Genomic DNA, 16012 nt, shown 5'->3' with positions numbered 1-16012 from the left:
CTTTTTGTCTGGGAAGAGAGTCGGGAAGAGGACGATTAGCGACCCTGCTGGATCGCCGAAAGGATCCAACGGCCGCCGCGCTCGCGCACGAAAGTCCAGAGCTCCAGGGCCTCCGGCTCGCCGGTTTCGACGGTCTGGTTGCTGCGACGGTCGATCGTCACATCGGTGATGGCGTAGCGCATCGCCAGGGTGGCGTATTCCATCCGGCCCTCGCTCCAGGCTTCCGACAGGTCGCCCTGCAGCAACTTCACATTCGAGATCCGGTTGACCACGCCACGGGATTCGTTGGCGCCCAGTTCCTCGATGAAGTAGCTCGCCATTTCCGGTGTCGCGAGGTTGCGCAACGCCTGGACGTCCTCGCGGCCATAGGCCGTCTGAACGTCGTTGAGCGCGATCTCGAAGCTCTGGAAATCGCCGGGGCCAATATCGACCTTGCCGATGGTCGGCTGCGGGGCACCGCGCGGAGCAGCACCCATCGCCGGTCCGGCTCCCATGCCAGGAGCGGAGCCATATCCGCCCTGGTTGGAATTGCCGGACATTTCCGAACGGGCATAGCCGGCGGGGGCCGGGCTGCCCTGGCGGCGGCGGAACCAGCGCACGGCGAAGGCCACGACCATCACGATGAGGCCGACCTGCAAGAGGAGGCCGATCATCGATGCGATACCGCCGAGGCCGCCGAAGAAGCCACCGCCCAGAAGCGCGCCGAGCAGGCCCGCGCCGAGCAGGCCGGCCATGAACCCGCCGCCGAAGCGGGGGCGCTGCGTGGCGGCACTGTTCATGCCGGGATTACCCATGGCCGGTCCGGGCTGCGTCTGCGAGCGCTGGATCGGCGCCGCGCTCGGGGCCGTAGTCGTGGAAGAGGGTGCATTGAACGTCTTCGAGCCGCGCGAGCCCATGCCGCCGCCGCCGCCCGGACGGGCCTCGGCAACGGGCGCAGCGACGGCCAGCACCGCGGCAAGCGCGAAGATGGTCGCGGCGCGCGTGCGACGCGTGGAGGAGGTGAACATGAATACGCCTCTGAACGAAGTCTGAGATGGTCGCGGCGGGAATGCCGAACCTCATATGGTGACGTTGGAAGAAGAGTTTTAGTCCATTCCCATCGCCGCTTTTGTCCGGCGGACCATGCGAAAGAAAGCGTGACGCACTCAGCCGGCGGCCGGAAAAATCATTCGCACCGTCGTTCCCTCACCGGGCTTGCTGTCGAGGGAGACAGTGCCGTTCTGGCGCTTCACCAGCCCATGGACGATGGCGAGCCCGGTGCCGCGCCCGGCCTCCCGCGTGGTGATGAAGGGAGCGAGTGCGCGGGCCGCCATCTCCGGCGACATCCCGTGTCCGGTATCACGTACCAGAATCCCGATTGCGCCGTCCCCCGGCCGGCGGATGGCGGGATCGCCCGGAGGCACCGGGAAGCTCGCGATCTCGACGGTGCCACCGCGCGGCATCGCCTCGCAGGCATTCGCCAGGATGTGGGAGAGCGCCAGATCCACTTGGGTCGGGTTGCTCAATCCATTGGGAAGATTCGGTGCCGTCCGGATCGTCAGCGTTACGCCGGGGGGGAGGGTCCCGCGGCGGTGTGTCCCGAAGGCGGTGATGAGCGCATTCATGTCGACGGGCCGGACGTCCGGTGCGATCCGCCGCGAGAAGGTGAGAAGCTGGCGAGTCAGGATCGTCGCCCGTTCGGCGGCGTCGGTGGACCGGGTCACCGCCCGCTGGATGAAGGGCTCTTCTCGGTCGGACAGGCGCCGCTTCAGCCCGTCGATATAGCCGATGAGGATCTGCAGGAAGTTGTTGAACTCGTGGGCGACGCTGTTGGTGAGCAGCCCCAGCGCTTCACGCTGTCGCGACAAAGCGAGGGCTCCCTCCGCATCCCTCCGGCGCGTCACGTCGACGACCTGAGCGAGGAGGAGATCCGTATCGGGAAGACTCACCGCGAAGATTTCCGCCCAGAAGGTCGAGCCGTTCCTCCGCCATGCCAGAACCTCGATTCCTTCGGGCCGCTTCCCGGCGAGGGCGGCGGCGAAGGCGGTGCGGGCTTCCTTGTCGGTATTGGCGCCGAGGAGAAGGTGGATGTCGCGCCCATCGAGATCGCCGGCCTCGTGGCCGGTGAGACGGGCAAAGGCAGGATTCGCGGAGACGATGGTCGCCTTTCCCGGATCGATCAGCACGGCCGGAACGGCACTGGCATCGAAGGCCGGACGGAAAGCGATGTCCCTGTTCGAATCCTCGTCTCGTTCGCCGTCCTCGTCAGGCAACGCCATGCTGTGTCCAGGCTCGTCGGGGCGGATAGCGACCCAGCGATAAGCGCATCCGGTGCCGGCGCCAAGTTGCCTCGCACCGGCCTGTCCTGACGATCGCTACTGCCGCACCCACATCACCCGCGCGATCCAGGCGATCTCGCCCATCTGGACGACGCGTTCGGGGTGGCTCGGATTCAGCGAGAGCAACTCGATCGTCCGCGCTGTCTTACGGCGCAATTCCTTGGCCAGCACCTCGCCATTGACCAGCCGCACCACCACGCGGTCGCCCTTGCGCACGCTGGCGGTGGGGGAGACGATGAGCACGTCGCCGTCGCGGTAGAGCGGCTCCATGGAATCGCCCTGTACTTCCAGGGCGAAGGCCCGGTCCTCGCCGAGATCGGGAAACTCGATCTCCTCCCAGCCGGGGCCACCGGTAGGCATGCCCTCTTCGGTGAAGAGCCGGCCCGCGCCGGCCTGCGTCAGGCCGATCAGCGGGACCATCGCGCGCGGCATGCCGTCCCGCGGCTCGATGAGGCGAAGGAAATCGTCGAGCGTCGCGTTGGTGGCCGCGAGAACCTTCGACACTGATTCTGTGGAGGGCCAGCGCTTGCGACCGTCCGGCCCGATCCGCTTCGACCGGTTGAAACTCGTCGCATCGAGGCCGGCGCGGCGTGCGAGACCGGAGGCGGAAAATCCGTGGCGTTCCGCGAGTCGGTCGATCGCGGTCCAGATCTGCTCGTGAGACAGCATGGCAAGGCTCGATCAAGGCGGCTAAGACAGACAGCCTAGCTCTAGGAAAGTAGAACTAAAACACGCCGGAAGCAACGGCACATGGACATTATCCTGAAGGTGTAGAACCTTCGGACTAACGACCTGGGATAGAAGTCGTTCACGGTTGCGATGGAGGCGGCACCGTTCTATCGCGGGGGCCTTCGAACCGGAAGCAACGCGCGATGCCCCTGATCTACAAGATTTGTCCGCGCACCTTGTGGCGGCAGGCCGAATCGCTCGGGCGATTTGTCGGTGCCCCTGTGGATCTGGCCGATGGCTTCATCCATTTTTCCGCCGCGGATCAAGTCGCGGAGACGGCGTCACGCCATTTCTCCGGCATCTCCGATCTTCTTCTCATCGGCATCGAGGCCGATGCGCTGGGCGAGGCGCTACGCTACGAACCGTCCCGAGGCGGTGCGCTGTTCCCCCATCTCTACGGCGACCTGCCGCTCGATTCGGTGAGGTCCGTCGCCGAGCTTCCGATTGGGCCGGACGGCCGGCATGCCTTTCCTGCAGGCGTGACGGCGTCGGGTGAACCGGCATGATCGGCGCGCTCTTTCCCCTGGCGAAGCCGATCCTGCATGGTCTCGACGCCGAGACGGCACACAATCTCACTTTGCGCGGTCTCTCGCTGTTGCCGCCACGTCGGCCGGCACAGGATGACGCCAGGCTCGCCGTCACGGCTTTCGGCCGCCGGTTTCCCAACCCCGTCGGTCTGGCTGCGGGTTTCGACAAGGGCGCGCAGGTGCCTGACGCGCTGCTCGGCCTCGGATTCGGCTTCGTCGAGGTCGGTGGGGTGGTGCCGAAGCCGCAGCCCGGCAACCCGCGTCCCCGCGTGTTTCGCCTGAGCGCCGACGGCGCCGTCATCAACCGCTTCGGCCTCAACAGCGAAGGGCTCGACGTCGTGCGTGGACGCCTCGCCGACCGGTCCGGCAGAGCCGGATTGGTGGGCATCAATATCGGCGCCAACAAGGATTCGAACGACCGGATCGCCGATTACGTAGCCTGCACCACGGCGCTGGCGCCGCACGTCGCCTTTGTGACGGTCAACGTCTCCTCGCCGAATACACCCGGTCTGCGCGATCTCCAGGGTGAGGCGTTCCTCGACGATCTACTCGGCCGCGTCGTCGAAGCTCGCGACAAGGCGTCAGAGCAGACCGCGATCCTGCTGAAGATCGCCCCGGACATTTCGCTCGAAGCCTTGGATTCCATCGTCGCCACCGCCTTGCGCCGCAAAGTCCAGGGCCTCGTCATCTCAAACACTACCGTTGCCCGGCCGGCCCACCTCGCCGAGACGTCCCTGGCGAAGGAAACTGGCGGCCTGTCCGGCCGGCCGCTCTTCGCGCCGGCGACCCGGCTTCTCGCCGAGACCTATCTCCGCGTCGGCGGCACTATCCCGCTCGTCGGCGTCGGCGGCATCGATTCCGCCGAGGCCGCCTGGACGAAGATCCGTGCGGGAGCGAGCCTGCTGCAACTCTATTCGGCCTTGGTCTATGCCGGTCCCGGTTTGGTCGGCTCGATCAAGGCTGGCCTGCTACGCCGGCTTGCCGCCGAGGGCGAACGAGACCTTTCCGCAATCGTCGGACGGGATGCCTCGGCGCTGGCGACCCTCGGGATGGATGCGGCGTAGACGAGTGGGAGTCTGAATTTCCCGCAAGGCCGGCCGTGGCACGTCGAACGCCGCTGCCCTGCCGTGCATGGAAGCCCGCCCGACGAAGCACTTTCGAGCGCTGTGTCAGAGCGCTGCCCCCGCGTTGATCGCATGCGATTCATGTGTTTGAAGCGGGGCTCAGTTTAGAACTCGGAAAGACTGCTCGATTTCCTGTCAATGAGACGTTGCAAGCGCATGACTGTCCTGCGTTTTCTCCCGATTGAGTGACCCTTGTGCGGTGCGATATCGCTGCTGGCATCCACGATGACATCGATCTGCGATGGCACCGTCCAGGCCATATCTGCCGAACCAGGATCGTTCATGGATCACCCGGTCGCGTCCCCGAAGCGCTCGTCCGCAGCCGGCGGCTGGGGTGCACTGAAGAGTTGCGGCAAGCATCTCCTCGGAAGTCGGGCTCCGCTCTCCGGCGCGCGGGCCATGCTGAAGGCGAACCAGCCCGACGGATTCGATTGTCCCGGCTGCGCCTGGGGTGATCCGGCTCACGGTTCGTCGTTCGAGTTCTGCGAGAACGGCGTCAAGGCGGTCTCCTGGGAGGCGACGGACAAGCGCACACCGCCGAAATTCTTCGCCAAGCATACCGTTTCGGACCTGCGCGGATGGACGGATTACGCCTTGGAAGGCGAGGGCCGTCTGACCCACCCGATGCGCTACGACGCGGCCAGCGACCGCTACCTGCCGACAAGTTGGGATGCCGCTTTCGCGGAGATCGGCGCCACTCTGCGGGGCCTCGACAGCCCCGACCGGGCCGAGTTCTACACGTCCGGCCGCGCCTCCAACGAGGCGGCCTATGTCTACCAGCTGTTCGCCCGGCTCTACGGCACCAACAATTTCCCCGACTGTTCCAACATGTGCCACGAGGCCAGCGGCATCGCCCTGCAGGCGGCCATCGGCATCGGCAAGGGCACGGTCCTGCTCGAGGATTTCGAAAAGGCGGACGCGATCTTCGTGGTCGGTCAGAACCCCGGCACCAACCATCCGCGCATGCTCGGCGACCTGCGCAAGGCGGCCGTGCGCGGCGCGCGCGTCGTGGTCTACAACCCCGTGCGAGAGCGCGGCCTGGAGCGTTTCGCCGATCCGCAGAATACGGTGGAGATGCTGCGCGGTTCCAGCGCTCCGGTGGCGAGCCATTATTACCAGCCGCGTCCGGGCGGCGACATGGCGGTGTTCCGCGGTATCGCCAAGGCGGTCTTCGCAGCCGACGACGCGGCGCTCGCCTCCGGCAGACCGTCCGTCCTCGACCTCGCCTTCCTCAGTCACCATGCCGCCGGCCATGAGGCCTACCGCGCTGTGGTCGAGGCGACCGGTTGGGATGCGATCGAGGATCAGTCCGGCTTGTCCCGCGCCGATATCGAGGTCGCGGCCGAGGTCTATCTCGGCGCCGACAAGGTCATCTGCACCTGGGCCATGGGTGTCACCCAGCACAAGCATTCGGTGGCGACGATCCGCGAGATGACCAACGTCATGCTCCTGCGCGGCAATGTCGGTCGGCCCGGCGCCGGTCTGTGCCCCGTGCGCGGCCATTCCAACGTGCAGGGCGACCGCACGGTGGGCATCAACGAGAAGCCCCCCGCCGCTCTCCTCGATGCTCTGGAGCGCGAAGTGGGCTTCGTCGCGCCGCGCAAGCACGGCCACAACGTGATCGGCGCCATCGGTGCGATGCTCGACGGGTCCTCGAAGGCCTTCATCGGCCTCGGCGGCAACTTCGCCCGGGCCACACCGGATACCGCGCTCGTGGCCAAGGCGCTCGCCTCGTGCGAGCTCACCGTCCACATCGCCACGAAGCTCAACCACTCGCACCTCGTGCCGGGTCGTGTCGCCTACCTGCTGCCCTGTCTCGGTCGCACCGAGATCGATCGAAATTCGAAGGGCAAGATCCAGATCGTCACGGTCGAGGATTCCATGAGCATGGTCCACGGCTCCGGTGGCATCAACAAGCCCGCTTCGCCGGAACTGCGCTCCGAAATCGGAATCATCGCCGGAATGGCCGCCGCCACCGTCGGCTCGGACAAGGTCGATTGGGCAGCGCTCGCCGACGACTACGACGGCATCCGCGCCTTGATCGAGCGCACCATTCCAGGATTTGCCGGCTACAACGTCCGGGTCCGCCGCCCGCGCGGCTTCATGCTGCGCAACCTCGCCGCCGAGCGCAATTTCGAGACGGAGTCGGGCAAGGCCACCTTCGCGGCGGATGCGCTACCGGAGGCGACGGACCATCAGCAGGCAAGGGCGAAGGGCGGTGTCTTCGTGCTCCAGACCTTCCGCAGCCACGACCAGTACAACACCACCGTCTACGGGCTCGACGACCGCTATCGCGGCGTCTACGGCGAACGAAAGGTGCTGTTTGCCCATCCCGACGATCTGGCCGAACTCCGCGCCGCCGCGGGCGACCGTGTCGACATCGTCGGCGCTCATGACGACGGCGTCGTGCGCGTCGCCGAAGGCTTCCGCCTCGTGCCATTCGACATGCCAAGGGGGAGTCTTGCTGGCTACTACCCGGAACTCAACGTCCTCGTTCCCCTGTCATCCTTCGGTACGGAGAGCGATACGCCGACCTCGAAATCGGTGATGGTCTCGATCCGTCGTCCGGCAGAGGCCGCGTGAGCGAGCCTCCCGCCGATGCCGAGACGTTCCTCGCCGTCACCGACTCGATTGCCGATCTCCAGCCCGGGCTCTCGACCCTAGAGGCCGGCCTCCTCGCCGGATTGCATCTGAAGCTCGCCGCCGATAGCCGCAGTTTCGCGCGGGTCTTCGGCGTCGAGCACGCCCTCGTCCTGCGTGCAGTGGAAACGCTGTCGGCGGAAGCCGAGCTTCTGGCGATCACCGAGCGGAACCAGCGTACCCAGCGCGCTCGCTACCAGGCGACACCGGCGGGGCTCGCCATCCTGGATCACCTCCACGGCTGAATGGCCGGGGAGTAATCCCGGATCATGTTCCGTAGCTCTGGATCAACGACCCCGCCACCAGCGTCCAGCCATCCACCAGCACGAAGAAGATCAGCTTGAACGGCAGCGCCACCGTCGCCGGTGGGACCATCATCATGCCCACCGCCATCAGGATCGAGGCGACGACGAGGTCGATGATGAGAAAGGGGATGAAGAGGAGGAAGCCGATCTCGAAGGCCCGTCTCAATTCCGAGATCATGAAGGCCGGAGTGACGATCTCGAGGCCGATCGCCTCCGGGCCAGCCGGGGTAGGGGCCTTTGCCATGTCGAGGAAGAGCTTCAGGTCCTTTTCGCGGACGTTCTTCAGCATGAAGGTCTTGAACGGGGCCGATGCCCTATCGAACGCCACGCCTTGCGTGATCTGCCCGGCAATCAGCGGTTCGATGCCGGTGCGGTAGGCCTCGCGCGCGGTCGGCGCCATGACGAAGGCGGTGAGGAACAAGGCGAGGCTGGTAATGACCGCATTCGGCGGCGCGCTCTGGGTGCCGAGCGCCGAGCGCAGGATCGAGAGGACCACCACGATCCGGGTGAAGGAGGTCGCCATCACCAGGACCGAGGGGGCCAGTGCGAGGACGGTGATGAGGGCAACGAGCTGAAGCGCCCGCTCGGTCACTCCACCCTGGCCGAGATCGAGCGAGAGGCTCTGCGCCTCGGCCGCAACAACGCCGGCGGCCATGAGGCCGCTCACCACCAGCAGAAGGCCGGTGGCACGGAGGAGACGGGATGGCGTTCGGCTCACGGGTGTCATCACGGGCGGCAAACTGCGTCGCCTGAAGCGCGGGCGCAAGCGCTCTGGCCGCGAAGAAAGCTCGATCGAGAACGAAGGAACCTAACCTCGGCGAAACGTGACAACTCTCCGGGAATGCACGGGGAACGCTTTGCGCTCGTCCATCGGGATGACTAGGTTCCCCCGAACATAGCCGGACGACGCCGAAGGACGACCATGACGAACGCAATTGCCGCCGACGCCCGGGATATCGGGCCGTTCGCCGAGGCCGTATGGCCGACGCCGTTCGGGCTGCCGCCGTTCGAGCGCATCCGGTCGGAGCATTTCCTGCCCGCTTTCGAAGCTGCTCTCGACACGCATGATGCCGAGATCGCCGCCATCGCCGGAAACCCTGAACCGGCGAACTTCACCAACACGGTGGAGGCACTGGAGCGTGCCGGTCTCGATCTCGACCGCGTCGCTTCCGTCTTCTTCAACCTGAGTGGCAGCAACACCAGCCCCGAACTCCAGGCTGTGGAGCGGGCAATCACGCCGCGCCTCGCCCGCCACGGCAGCGCCATCTACCTGAACCCGCTTCTCTGGGCACGCATCGCCGCCGTCGATGCGGATACCGAAAGGCTCGGTGACGAGGAGCGTCGCGTTCTGGAGCGTTACCGCACGCGGTTCCGGCGGTCGGGAGCGGATCTGGCGCCCGAGCAAAAGGCTCGGATGGCGGAGATCGCCGGCCGCATGGCCGAGCTCGGCACCAATTTCAGCCAGAACCTGCTGGCGGATGAAGGCGCCTTCACTCTTCCCCTCGACGGTGACGGCGATCTCGACGGCCTGCCCGAATTCCTGCGCTCGGCCGCTGCCAGCGCAGCCAAGGATCACGGCGGCGAGCATAGCCACGTCATCACCTTGTCGCGCTCGCTGATCGAGCCGTTCCTCGTATTCTCGACCCGGCGCGACCTGCGCGAGAAGGCCTATCGGGCCTGGATCAGCCGGGGCGAGAGCGGGGGCGCCACCGACAACCGGGCGATCATCGCCGAGATCGTCGCGCTCCGCGCCGAGCGCGCCCGCCTTCTCGGCTTCGACAGCTTCGCCCATTTCAAGCTGTCCGATACCATGGCGGGCTCGCCGGATGCGGCCATGGATCTCCTGCGCAACGTCTGGACGCCGGCCCATGCCCGCGCGGGCACCGAGCGCGACCGCCTGCAGGCGTTGGCGACGGCCGAGGGAGCGAACTTCGCCATCGGGCCGCATGATTGGCGCCATTACGCCGAGAAGCTGCGGCGGGCCGAGCACGATCTCGATGAGAGCGAGGTCAAGCCCTACCTGTCCCTCGACGGCGTCATCGCGGCCTCGTTCGACACGGCCTCGCGCCTGTTCGACCTGCGGTTCGAGGAACTCGCCGACTTTCCCCGCTACCATCCGGACGTGCGGGCCTGGGTGGTGCGCAACGCCGACGGATCCGAGGTCGGTGTCTTCCTCGCCGATTACTTCGCTCGCTCGTCGAAGCGCAGCGGAGCCTGGATGAGCGCCTTCCGCTCGCAGGAGCGGCTCAACGGCGTCGTCACGCCGATCATCGTCAATGTCATGAATTTCGCCAAGGCGGCGGAGGGCGAGACGCCGCTCCTGTCCTTCGACGATGCGCGCACCCTTTTCCACGAGTTCGGCCATGCCCTGCACGGCCTTCTCTCGGACGTCACCTATCCGCTTCTGTCGGGCACGGCCGTGGCCGGCGATTTCGTAGAGTTGCCCTCGCAACTCTACGAGCATTGGCTCGAACAGCCCCAGGTTCTGCGCGCCCATGCCAGGCACTACCGCACCGGTGAACCGATGCCGGAGGAATTGCTGAAACGGCTGCTGGCGGCTCGGGCATTCAACCAGGGCTTCTCCACCATCGAGTATACTGCCTCGGCCATCGTCGACATGACGCTGCACCTGTCGAGTGCGGGCGAGGGCGGGCTCGACGTGCTGGCCTTCGAGGCGGACGCGCTTCAGCGCATCGGTATGCCGGCGGAAATTTCGATGCGGCACCGCTCGCCGCATTTCGCGCATATCTTCTCCGGCGACGGCTACGCGGCCGGCTATTACAGCTACCTCTGGTCCGAGGTGCTGGATGCCGACGCCTTCGACGCATTTCGCGAGGCCGGCGACATCTTCCACCCCGCGACGGCGGCGCGTCTGCGCAAGTTCGTCTACGGCGCCGGCAACCTGCGCGCTCCTGGTGAGGCCTACATCGCCTTCCGGGGACGCCTGCCGAGCATCGATCCTCTGCTGCGCAAGCGCGGCCTCGCCGCCGCCTGACTCAGCTGAGGTAATTCACCAGGCTGAGCTTCGAGAGCATCGAGGTGACCTGATAGCTCGCCTGGAGCTGCGTCTGAAGCGACAGGAGCTTGGCGGTGACCTCCTCGGTCGACACCGTGTCGACGCTGTCGAGGCTGTCCTGAAGTGCCGCTCGGGTATAGCTGTTCTGTGTCTTGGCGTCGGCCATGCTCTTGGCCGCCAGGCTGAGTTCGCTGGCGATGCCGGCCACTCCGTCCTGGCCATTGCTGGAGGACAGCAGCGCACGCGACCGCTCGGAGACGGCGAAGTAGCGCGCTTCCTCGCTCGACCCGACCGTGGGCGCGGCGAAGCTCTGCACGGCCACCTGCGCGATGCCCGCGAGGACCGCCCGGATCGGAGCCTCGTTGGCCTGGGCGCCGATGCCCAATTTGCGGTCGGCGCCGACCTGAACCGTCGCGGTGGCGCGGGGATCGGTGGCGGTATCGTCACCGGTGTACCAGATGACGGTCTTGGTGCTGGCCTGCTCGGCATAGCCGTTCCCGTCGGCGGACACGCGGCGTGGGGCGAAACCGGCGGATTTCGAGCCTGCGAAGAAGTCCTGTGACGCACGCGACGCCGAACTCGCCGAGAGCGTCGTTCCCGCCGCTTCCTTGAGGGCGTTGGAGAGGGCCGTGGAGATGTTGCCCGCGACGTCGCCGCTCAGGGAGAACTCGTTCTTCGACGTCGGGTCGGCCGACGCCCTCGCCGTCAGCGTGATCGTCTTGGTCGTGCCGTCGCGAAGGGCGAGATTGAAGGTCAGCGTGTCGCCCGCCGTCGGCGTGCTGTTCACCGTGAGGCCGATCGAGGCAGGGGCGCCGGTGCCGAAATTCGCCGCTATTCCGAGAGACGCGTCGCCCTGAATGCTGGCGACGGGCTGCCCCGCGAACTTCGCGTTGAGGGCTGCGGCGGTGGCCGCGGCGCTGCCGAGCGGGATCGTATCGGTCGAGCCCGCCGGCGGATTCGCCGTGACGGTCAGGTCGGTGAAGGTCTGGGTGCCGTCAGCCTGGTTGATGGCCACACGGATACGGTCGCCTTCCTTCGGTGCGTTGGCCAGCGTGAACGTGACGTCCGGCGACGTTCCGCCCGTGGTCGCTCCGGCCGCGATGGCGGTCGGGTTCGAACTCGTCGCGGAGACGAGCTTGAACCCAAAATTCTCGCGCGTCTCCGTCCCGGCCGTACCGGTGCCTTCCTCACTCACCGTCACGGTCGAACCCGACGCGCTCGTGGAGATCCGGCCGTTGCCGTTCGGCCCGAGATCGGCGGCGACCTGTTCGCTCACCAACGTCTTGAGGCCATCCAATCCCAGGCTGGGCACGCCGTTCAGGATCGCATCCGACGACGCCACCGGCGGCGTTTCGGTGATCCGGCCGCCGAAGACGTAATTGCCGGCCGCTTCCTGGTTGAGGGCGTCCACGACGGCGTCGAAGCTGTTTCTGGCGCTCTGCACGACGGTGCCGGCCGCGACCGAACTCGTGGAGGTCAGTGATTTCTGAACCGTGGCGCCGAGGGTAGAGACCTGCGTCACCGCCGCGGTCGTGAGCTTGACCCGGGTGTCGTTCGCGGCGATGGCGGCGTCGTAGCCATCGAGGGCACTCAGGGACGCGTGGGCACTGAGGCTGGTGGTCCTGGCTCCGCCGATTCCACCATACGTCTCCGAATTCCGACCGGTGGCGAGCTGACCGGACAGCGTATCGAGCCGGCTCTTTAGACCGACCAGATTCGTCGTGTTGCGATCCTGGAAGTAGGTGCCGGCCGTGAAGGCGTTGATCGTCATCGGGACCTCGGCATGGGAAACGTCGAAAGGGGTCTGTCGGTACGGCTACGAGAACCGTTCGCTAGATTCGCAGGAGGGTGTCCATCATGTCGCGTGCTGCCGTCAGCACGCGGGCATTGGCGCTGTAGGCGGTCTGCAATTCGACGAGCTTCGACATCTCCTCGTCGATGCTGACACCGGAAGAACTGGCGAAACGCCCCTGAGCCGTGGCTAGCGCGATGCCCTGGCCTTCGTCGAGATTCTGCGCCGTCGCCGCGGCGGCGCCCTGCGCATCGATGATCCGCTGTGCGAAATCCCGCACCGACGAACTGTAGGGCGCGTCGACACCGCCGATTCCACTCGCAGCCGAGAAGGTGCGGCTCGCGCTGGTGAGGGCGTCGTAGAGATAGTTCGGCCTCGTCGCGTCGGACGTCTGGGTTTGGGTCGACGACTTCACCAGGGTCTCCGTCTTCGCGACCACGGTCGGGTTCACCGTGATGCGCTGGGCGAAACCGGTGAGCTGCGATCCGCCGTCGAAAGACCCGGTATAAAGTCGGCCGCTGCCGATTCCGTCGATGAAGAGGGGAATCTGAACGGCGCCGTTCTGCGTGTCCGTGGGCGATGTCGACTGCGTCACGCTGGCCGTGACGCCCTGGATCGCCGGAGCGCCGCTGCCGGTCTTCGACAGGATCCTGACGCCGCCCACGCCGACGCCGGTCTGCGCCGTCACGGAAAAGGTCGAGCCGAGCGCATTGGCAATCGCCGTACTGATGCTGGCGGGATCACTGGTCACGGTGATCGGAACGATGGTCGCCGTCGGATCGGACGTGTCGGCGGGGTTCACGGCCGCCGCCGGAGACGTGTTGGACGGCACCAGGATCAGGTTGCGCTGCGTGCCCGACGCGTCCTTCAGGGTGATCGTGATGGCGTTGCCGGCACTGAGGCCGGTGAGGTCGATGTCGACGCCAGTCCCGACGGAGGTCGACACGGGCGTACCCGTCGCGGACTTGTCCGAGAGTGAGCGTGACAAACCGGCGGCGAGATCGTCGAGCTGGCGCTGGGCCTGCGGCAGGACCGTGTCGCGCAGCTCGATTCCGGCGGCCAGCGAACCGGACCGGATCGCATTCGAGGCGACGAGGTCGATCTTGGCGCCGCCGGGCGTGGTCGCCGTGATGGTCCCGACGCCGCGTTTCGCCGGATCGCTCGAATAGGCGGAATCGGGAGTCAGCGTCCCTCGCCCGTCGAAGCTGAGGGTCGCTGCCGCCCCCCGGTCGACCAGGGTCACGCCGGATGCGGTGATGACCGTGACGGTGCCGTCTCGCTGCGGAGAGGTCTGCACATCGAGATAGCCGGACAGCGAATTGATGGCTTGGTCGCGCTGATCGAGCAGGTCGGCCTTGGCTGCGTCGTCGCTGGTCGCCGCGATCTTCGTGTTCAGTGCCGCGATCGACGACAGCAGTCCGCTCGCCGAGGCCGTGTCATTGCCGAGCTGGTTCTCCGTGGCGGTGCGGAGGGATTGGACGCCGTTCGCGATGGATCCGATCTTCGAGGCGAGATTGGAGGCGGCGGATACCACCGTCGAGCGGGCCGGGGCCGAGGTCGGGTCCGCGGCGAGCGTCTGGAGCGCCAGGGTGAAGTCGTTCATCACCCCGTCGAGAGCCGTGCTCGTACCCGGGATACCGTAGAGCTTGTCGAGCTGGGTCCGGACGTCGGACATCATGCTCGTATAGGAGGAGCCGGACGTTTCGAGACGCAGTTGCTTGAGGGCCGCATCATCGAGGATGCGGCCGATCGTACCGATGGCGACGCCGGAATTTCCGGGCCCCTGTGCGACCGTGTCGAGGGTGCGCTTGATGTAGCCGGCGGTGCCGACATTCGCGATGTTCTGCGACACCACACTGATGGCGGCCTGAGTGGATTTCAGGCCGGCGGCAGCGGTGCTGAGAGCAGTGAACGACACGGTCGTTGTCCTTCTATGTCACGCGGTACCGGAGCCTTCAGCGAATGATGTTGATCAGAGAGGACATCATATCCTGCGCGGTCGAAATGACCTTCGTATTGGCTGAGTAGGCCTGTTGGGTTACGATCATCTTCGAGAATTCGCTCGCAATGTCCGTATTCGACTGCTCGACGTTGCTGCCTTCGATCGTCGCGCCGTTGAGGCCCACGCGGGGTGAACCGGATTCGAGGGTCTGCCGATAGTTGCCGGCCGAATCCGCCTTCAATCCGTCGGGGTTCGTGAACTGCACGACCGCGACCTTTGCCAGCGCGACGCTGTTGCCGTTGCTGTAGCTGCCGACGACCTCGCCTTCGGCGTTGATGGAGACGCTGTTCAACTGACCGGCGCTGTAGCCGTCCTGCGTCAGCGTCCTCGTGGTAGCCGCGGTCGCCGTATAGGCCGTCAAGCCGCCGGCACCGTAGGCGACGCTGATCGCTCCGAGATCGATGCCGTTGACGGTGAGGTTGGGGATCGACACCGACGTCGTCGTCGGCGTGACCAACTGCCCGCTGCTGTTGAATGCGAAGGCGGTGCCGGCATTCGTCCAGGTGCTCGCCGAGGAATCGACAGCGTTGTTGTTCTGATAGAACAGGTTCCAGACGTCGTTTGTCGCCGGCGTAGCCGAGGCATCGCCGTTGGCGACCTTTGCCCAGACCGTGTTGATCGTGACCGGAGCCCCGCTGGCGGTATAGGCGGTGAGGCTCGGACCATTGATGCTGTTGGCCAGCAGCTTCGACGCGTCGCCCGGGGCAACCGTCGCGGTCCCGGTCCCGGTGGTGATCCGGGGGTCGGTGGCGAAACCCGTCGCGGGAAGCAGTTCCGACCCGGCAACCGTCGACGAGTAGTTCTTCGTCGCAGGAGTCTTCGGCAGGTTGGCCGCATAGTTAATCGTCGACGTTGCCTTGGCCGGCAAGGTCGATGTCGAGATCTGGATCGGGCCCTCGCTGGTCGCTCGCCCCGTGACGGGGTCGAGGCTCGTGCCCGTCAGATACGCCCCGCCGCCATTCCGCAGATAGCCGTCCTTGTCGGGAGCGAAATCGCCACGGCGGGTGTAGACATTGCCCGATGAGAAGGTGGTCTGATTGTTGGCGTCGCCGGTCTTGGTCTGGACCACGAAGAATCCAGGGCCGTTGATGGCGATGTTCGTCGGAACCTCGGTGGCGTTGATGCTGCCCTGAATCGTGGTGGTGAGCCGGGAATTGGCCGCGACGCTGCCTGCGACCTGGCGGTTGGGAGCTTGCTCGGCGACCAGGTCGACGAAGTTGGTGTCGACCCGCTTGTAGCCCGTGGTCTGCGAGTTCGCGATGTTGCCGGAGATGTTCTCGAGGGAGAAGGCCTGGGCCTTCAAGCCCGAGACCGCCGTCTGCAACGCGGTGAACACATCCATGACCGGCAACCCTTGACTCGAATGACGTGGACCGGAGACCGGCTCGACAATGGGTCAGCAATCGCGGTGCCAAATCTAAGATATTGATTTAATTAAATAAAATCTTGTTCCGCCCGGCAAGAACGACCATTCGATGGTGCCGCCCCGGCAGCTTTTGCCGGTTCCCGTCAAGGCGGTGGAGCCGTTTACCCAGCGTTATGCCTGGAACGGCTATCGT

Annotated in this window: 12 protein-coding genes; 5 read left to right on the top strand and 7 right to left on the bottom strand. The window is 66.0% G+C overall.

Annotation, left to right across the window (positions count from 1 at the left end; all coding sequences use genetic code 11):
- Positions 1–35: 35 nt before the first annotated feature.
- From A3OK_RS0112585 to A3OK_RS0112575, 3 genes are all read right to left on the bottom strand, one after another.
- Positions 36–1007: a TIM44-like domain-containing protein gene (locus tag A3OK_RS0112585; protein ID WP_019905232.1), complete on the bottom strand. Its 972-nt coding sequence runs from the start codon at positions 1005–1007 to the stop codon at positions 36–38.
- 138 nt (positions 1008–1145) lie between these two features.
- Positions 1146–2258 (bottom strand): ATP-binding protein, encoded by a 1113-nt coding sequence (locus tag A3OK_RS0112580; protein ID WP_019905231.1) that lies wholly within the window; start codon positions 2256–2258, stop codon positions 1146–1148.
- 96 nt (positions 2259–2354) lie between these two features.
- Positions 2355–2987 carry a helix-turn-helix transcriptional regulator gene (locus A3OK_RS0112575; RefSeq protein ID WP_019905230.1) on the bottom strand — a complete coding sequence of 211 codons (633 nt, stop codon included), beginning with the start codon at positions 2985–2987 and terminating at the stop codon, positions 2355–2357.
- 203 nt (positions 2988–3190) lie between these two features.
- Between A3OK_RS0112575 and A3OK_RS0112570 the strand changes: the two genes are divergently transcribed.
- The 4 genes from A3OK_RS0112570 (at position 3191) to A3OK_RS0112550 (ending at position 7583) form a co-directional block, all read left to right on the top strand.
- Complete coding sequence (locus A3OK_RS0112570) at positions 3191–3553, top strand: DUF952 domain-containing protein (RefSeq protein ID WP_019905229.1); 363 nt, start codon at positions 3191–3193, stop codon at positions 3551–3553.
- Positions 3550–4638 carry a quinone-dependent dihydroorotate dehydrogenase gene (locus A3OK_RS0112565; protein WP_019905228.1) on the top strand — a complete coding sequence of 363 codons (1089 nt, stop codon included), beginning with the start codon at positions 3550–3552 and terminating at the stop codon, positions 4636–4638. Before A3OK_RS0112570 ends, A3OK_RS0112565 begins: the two co-directional genes overlap by 4 nt.
- Before the next feature lie 342 nt (positions 4639–4980).
- A complete protein-coding gene (locus A3OK_RS0112555) occupies positions 4981–7281 on the top strand; it encodes an FdhF/YdeP family oxidoreductase (protein ID WP_019905226.1) in 2301 nt (766 codons plus the stop codon).
- Positions 7278–7583: a hypothetical protein gene (locus A3OK_RS0112550; protein WP_019905225.1), complete on the top strand. Its 306-nt coding sequence runs from the start codon at positions 7278–7280 to the stop codon at positions 7581–7583. Before A3OK_RS0112555 ends, A3OK_RS0112550 begins: the two co-directional genes overlap by 4 nt.
- A gap of 22 nt (positions 7584–7605) precedes the next feature.
- On the opposite strand, the gene fliP is transcribed toward A3OK_RS0112550, so the two are convergent.
- The gene (gene fliP, locus A3OK_RS0112545; protein WP_019905224.1) at positions 7606–8370 is read right to left on the bottom strand and encodes a flagellar type III secretion system pore protein FliP; all 765 of its coding nucleotides are present in this window, start codon (positions 8368–8370) and stop codon (positions 7606–7608) included.
- A gap of 195 nt (positions 8371–8565) precedes the next feature.
- On the opposite strand from fliP, the gene A3OK_RS0112540 reads away from it, so the two are divergent.
- A complete protein-coding gene (locus A3OK_RS0112540) occupies positions 8566–10638 on the top strand; it encodes a M3 family metallopeptidase (protein ID WP_019905223.1) in 2073 nt (690 codons plus the stop codon).
- Between the two features lies 1 nt (position 10639).
- Here the strand turns inward: A3OK_RS0112540 and A3OK_RS0112535 are convergent, their stop codons facing one another.
- From A3OK_RS0112535 to A3OK_RS0112525, 3 genes are all read right to left on the bottom strand, one after another.
- On the bottom strand, positions 10640–12430 hold the full coding sequence (locus A3OK_RS0112535) for a hypothetical protein (RefSeq protein WP_019905222.1): 1791 nt from the start codon (positions 12428–12430) through the stop codon (positions 10640–10642).
- Between the two features lie 61 nt (positions 12431–12491).
- Positions 12492–14369 carry a flagellar hook-associated protein FlgK gene (gene flgK / locus A3OK_RS0112530; protein ID WP_019905221.1) on the bottom strand — a complete coding sequence of 626 codons (1878 nt, stop codon included), beginning with the start codon at positions 14367–14369 and terminating at the stop codon, positions 12492–12494.
- 37 nt (positions 14370–14406) lie between these two features.
- Positions 14407–15795: a flagellar hook-basal body complex protein gene (locus tag A3OK_RS0112525; protein ID WP_019905220.1), complete on the bottom strand. Its 1389-nt coding sequence runs from the start codon at positions 15793–15795 to the stop codon at positions 14407–14409.
- Positions 15796–16012 lie beyond the last annotated feature (217 nt).

Source organism: Methylobacterium sp. 77 (assembly GCF_000372825.1).
Classification (GTDB): Bacteria; Pseudomonadota; Alphaproteobacteria; order Rhizobiales; family Beijerinckiaceae; genus Methylobacterium.
The sequence above is the reverse complement of the archived record's forward strand: the minus strand, read 5'-3'. Positions and strand labels throughout refer to the sequence as shown.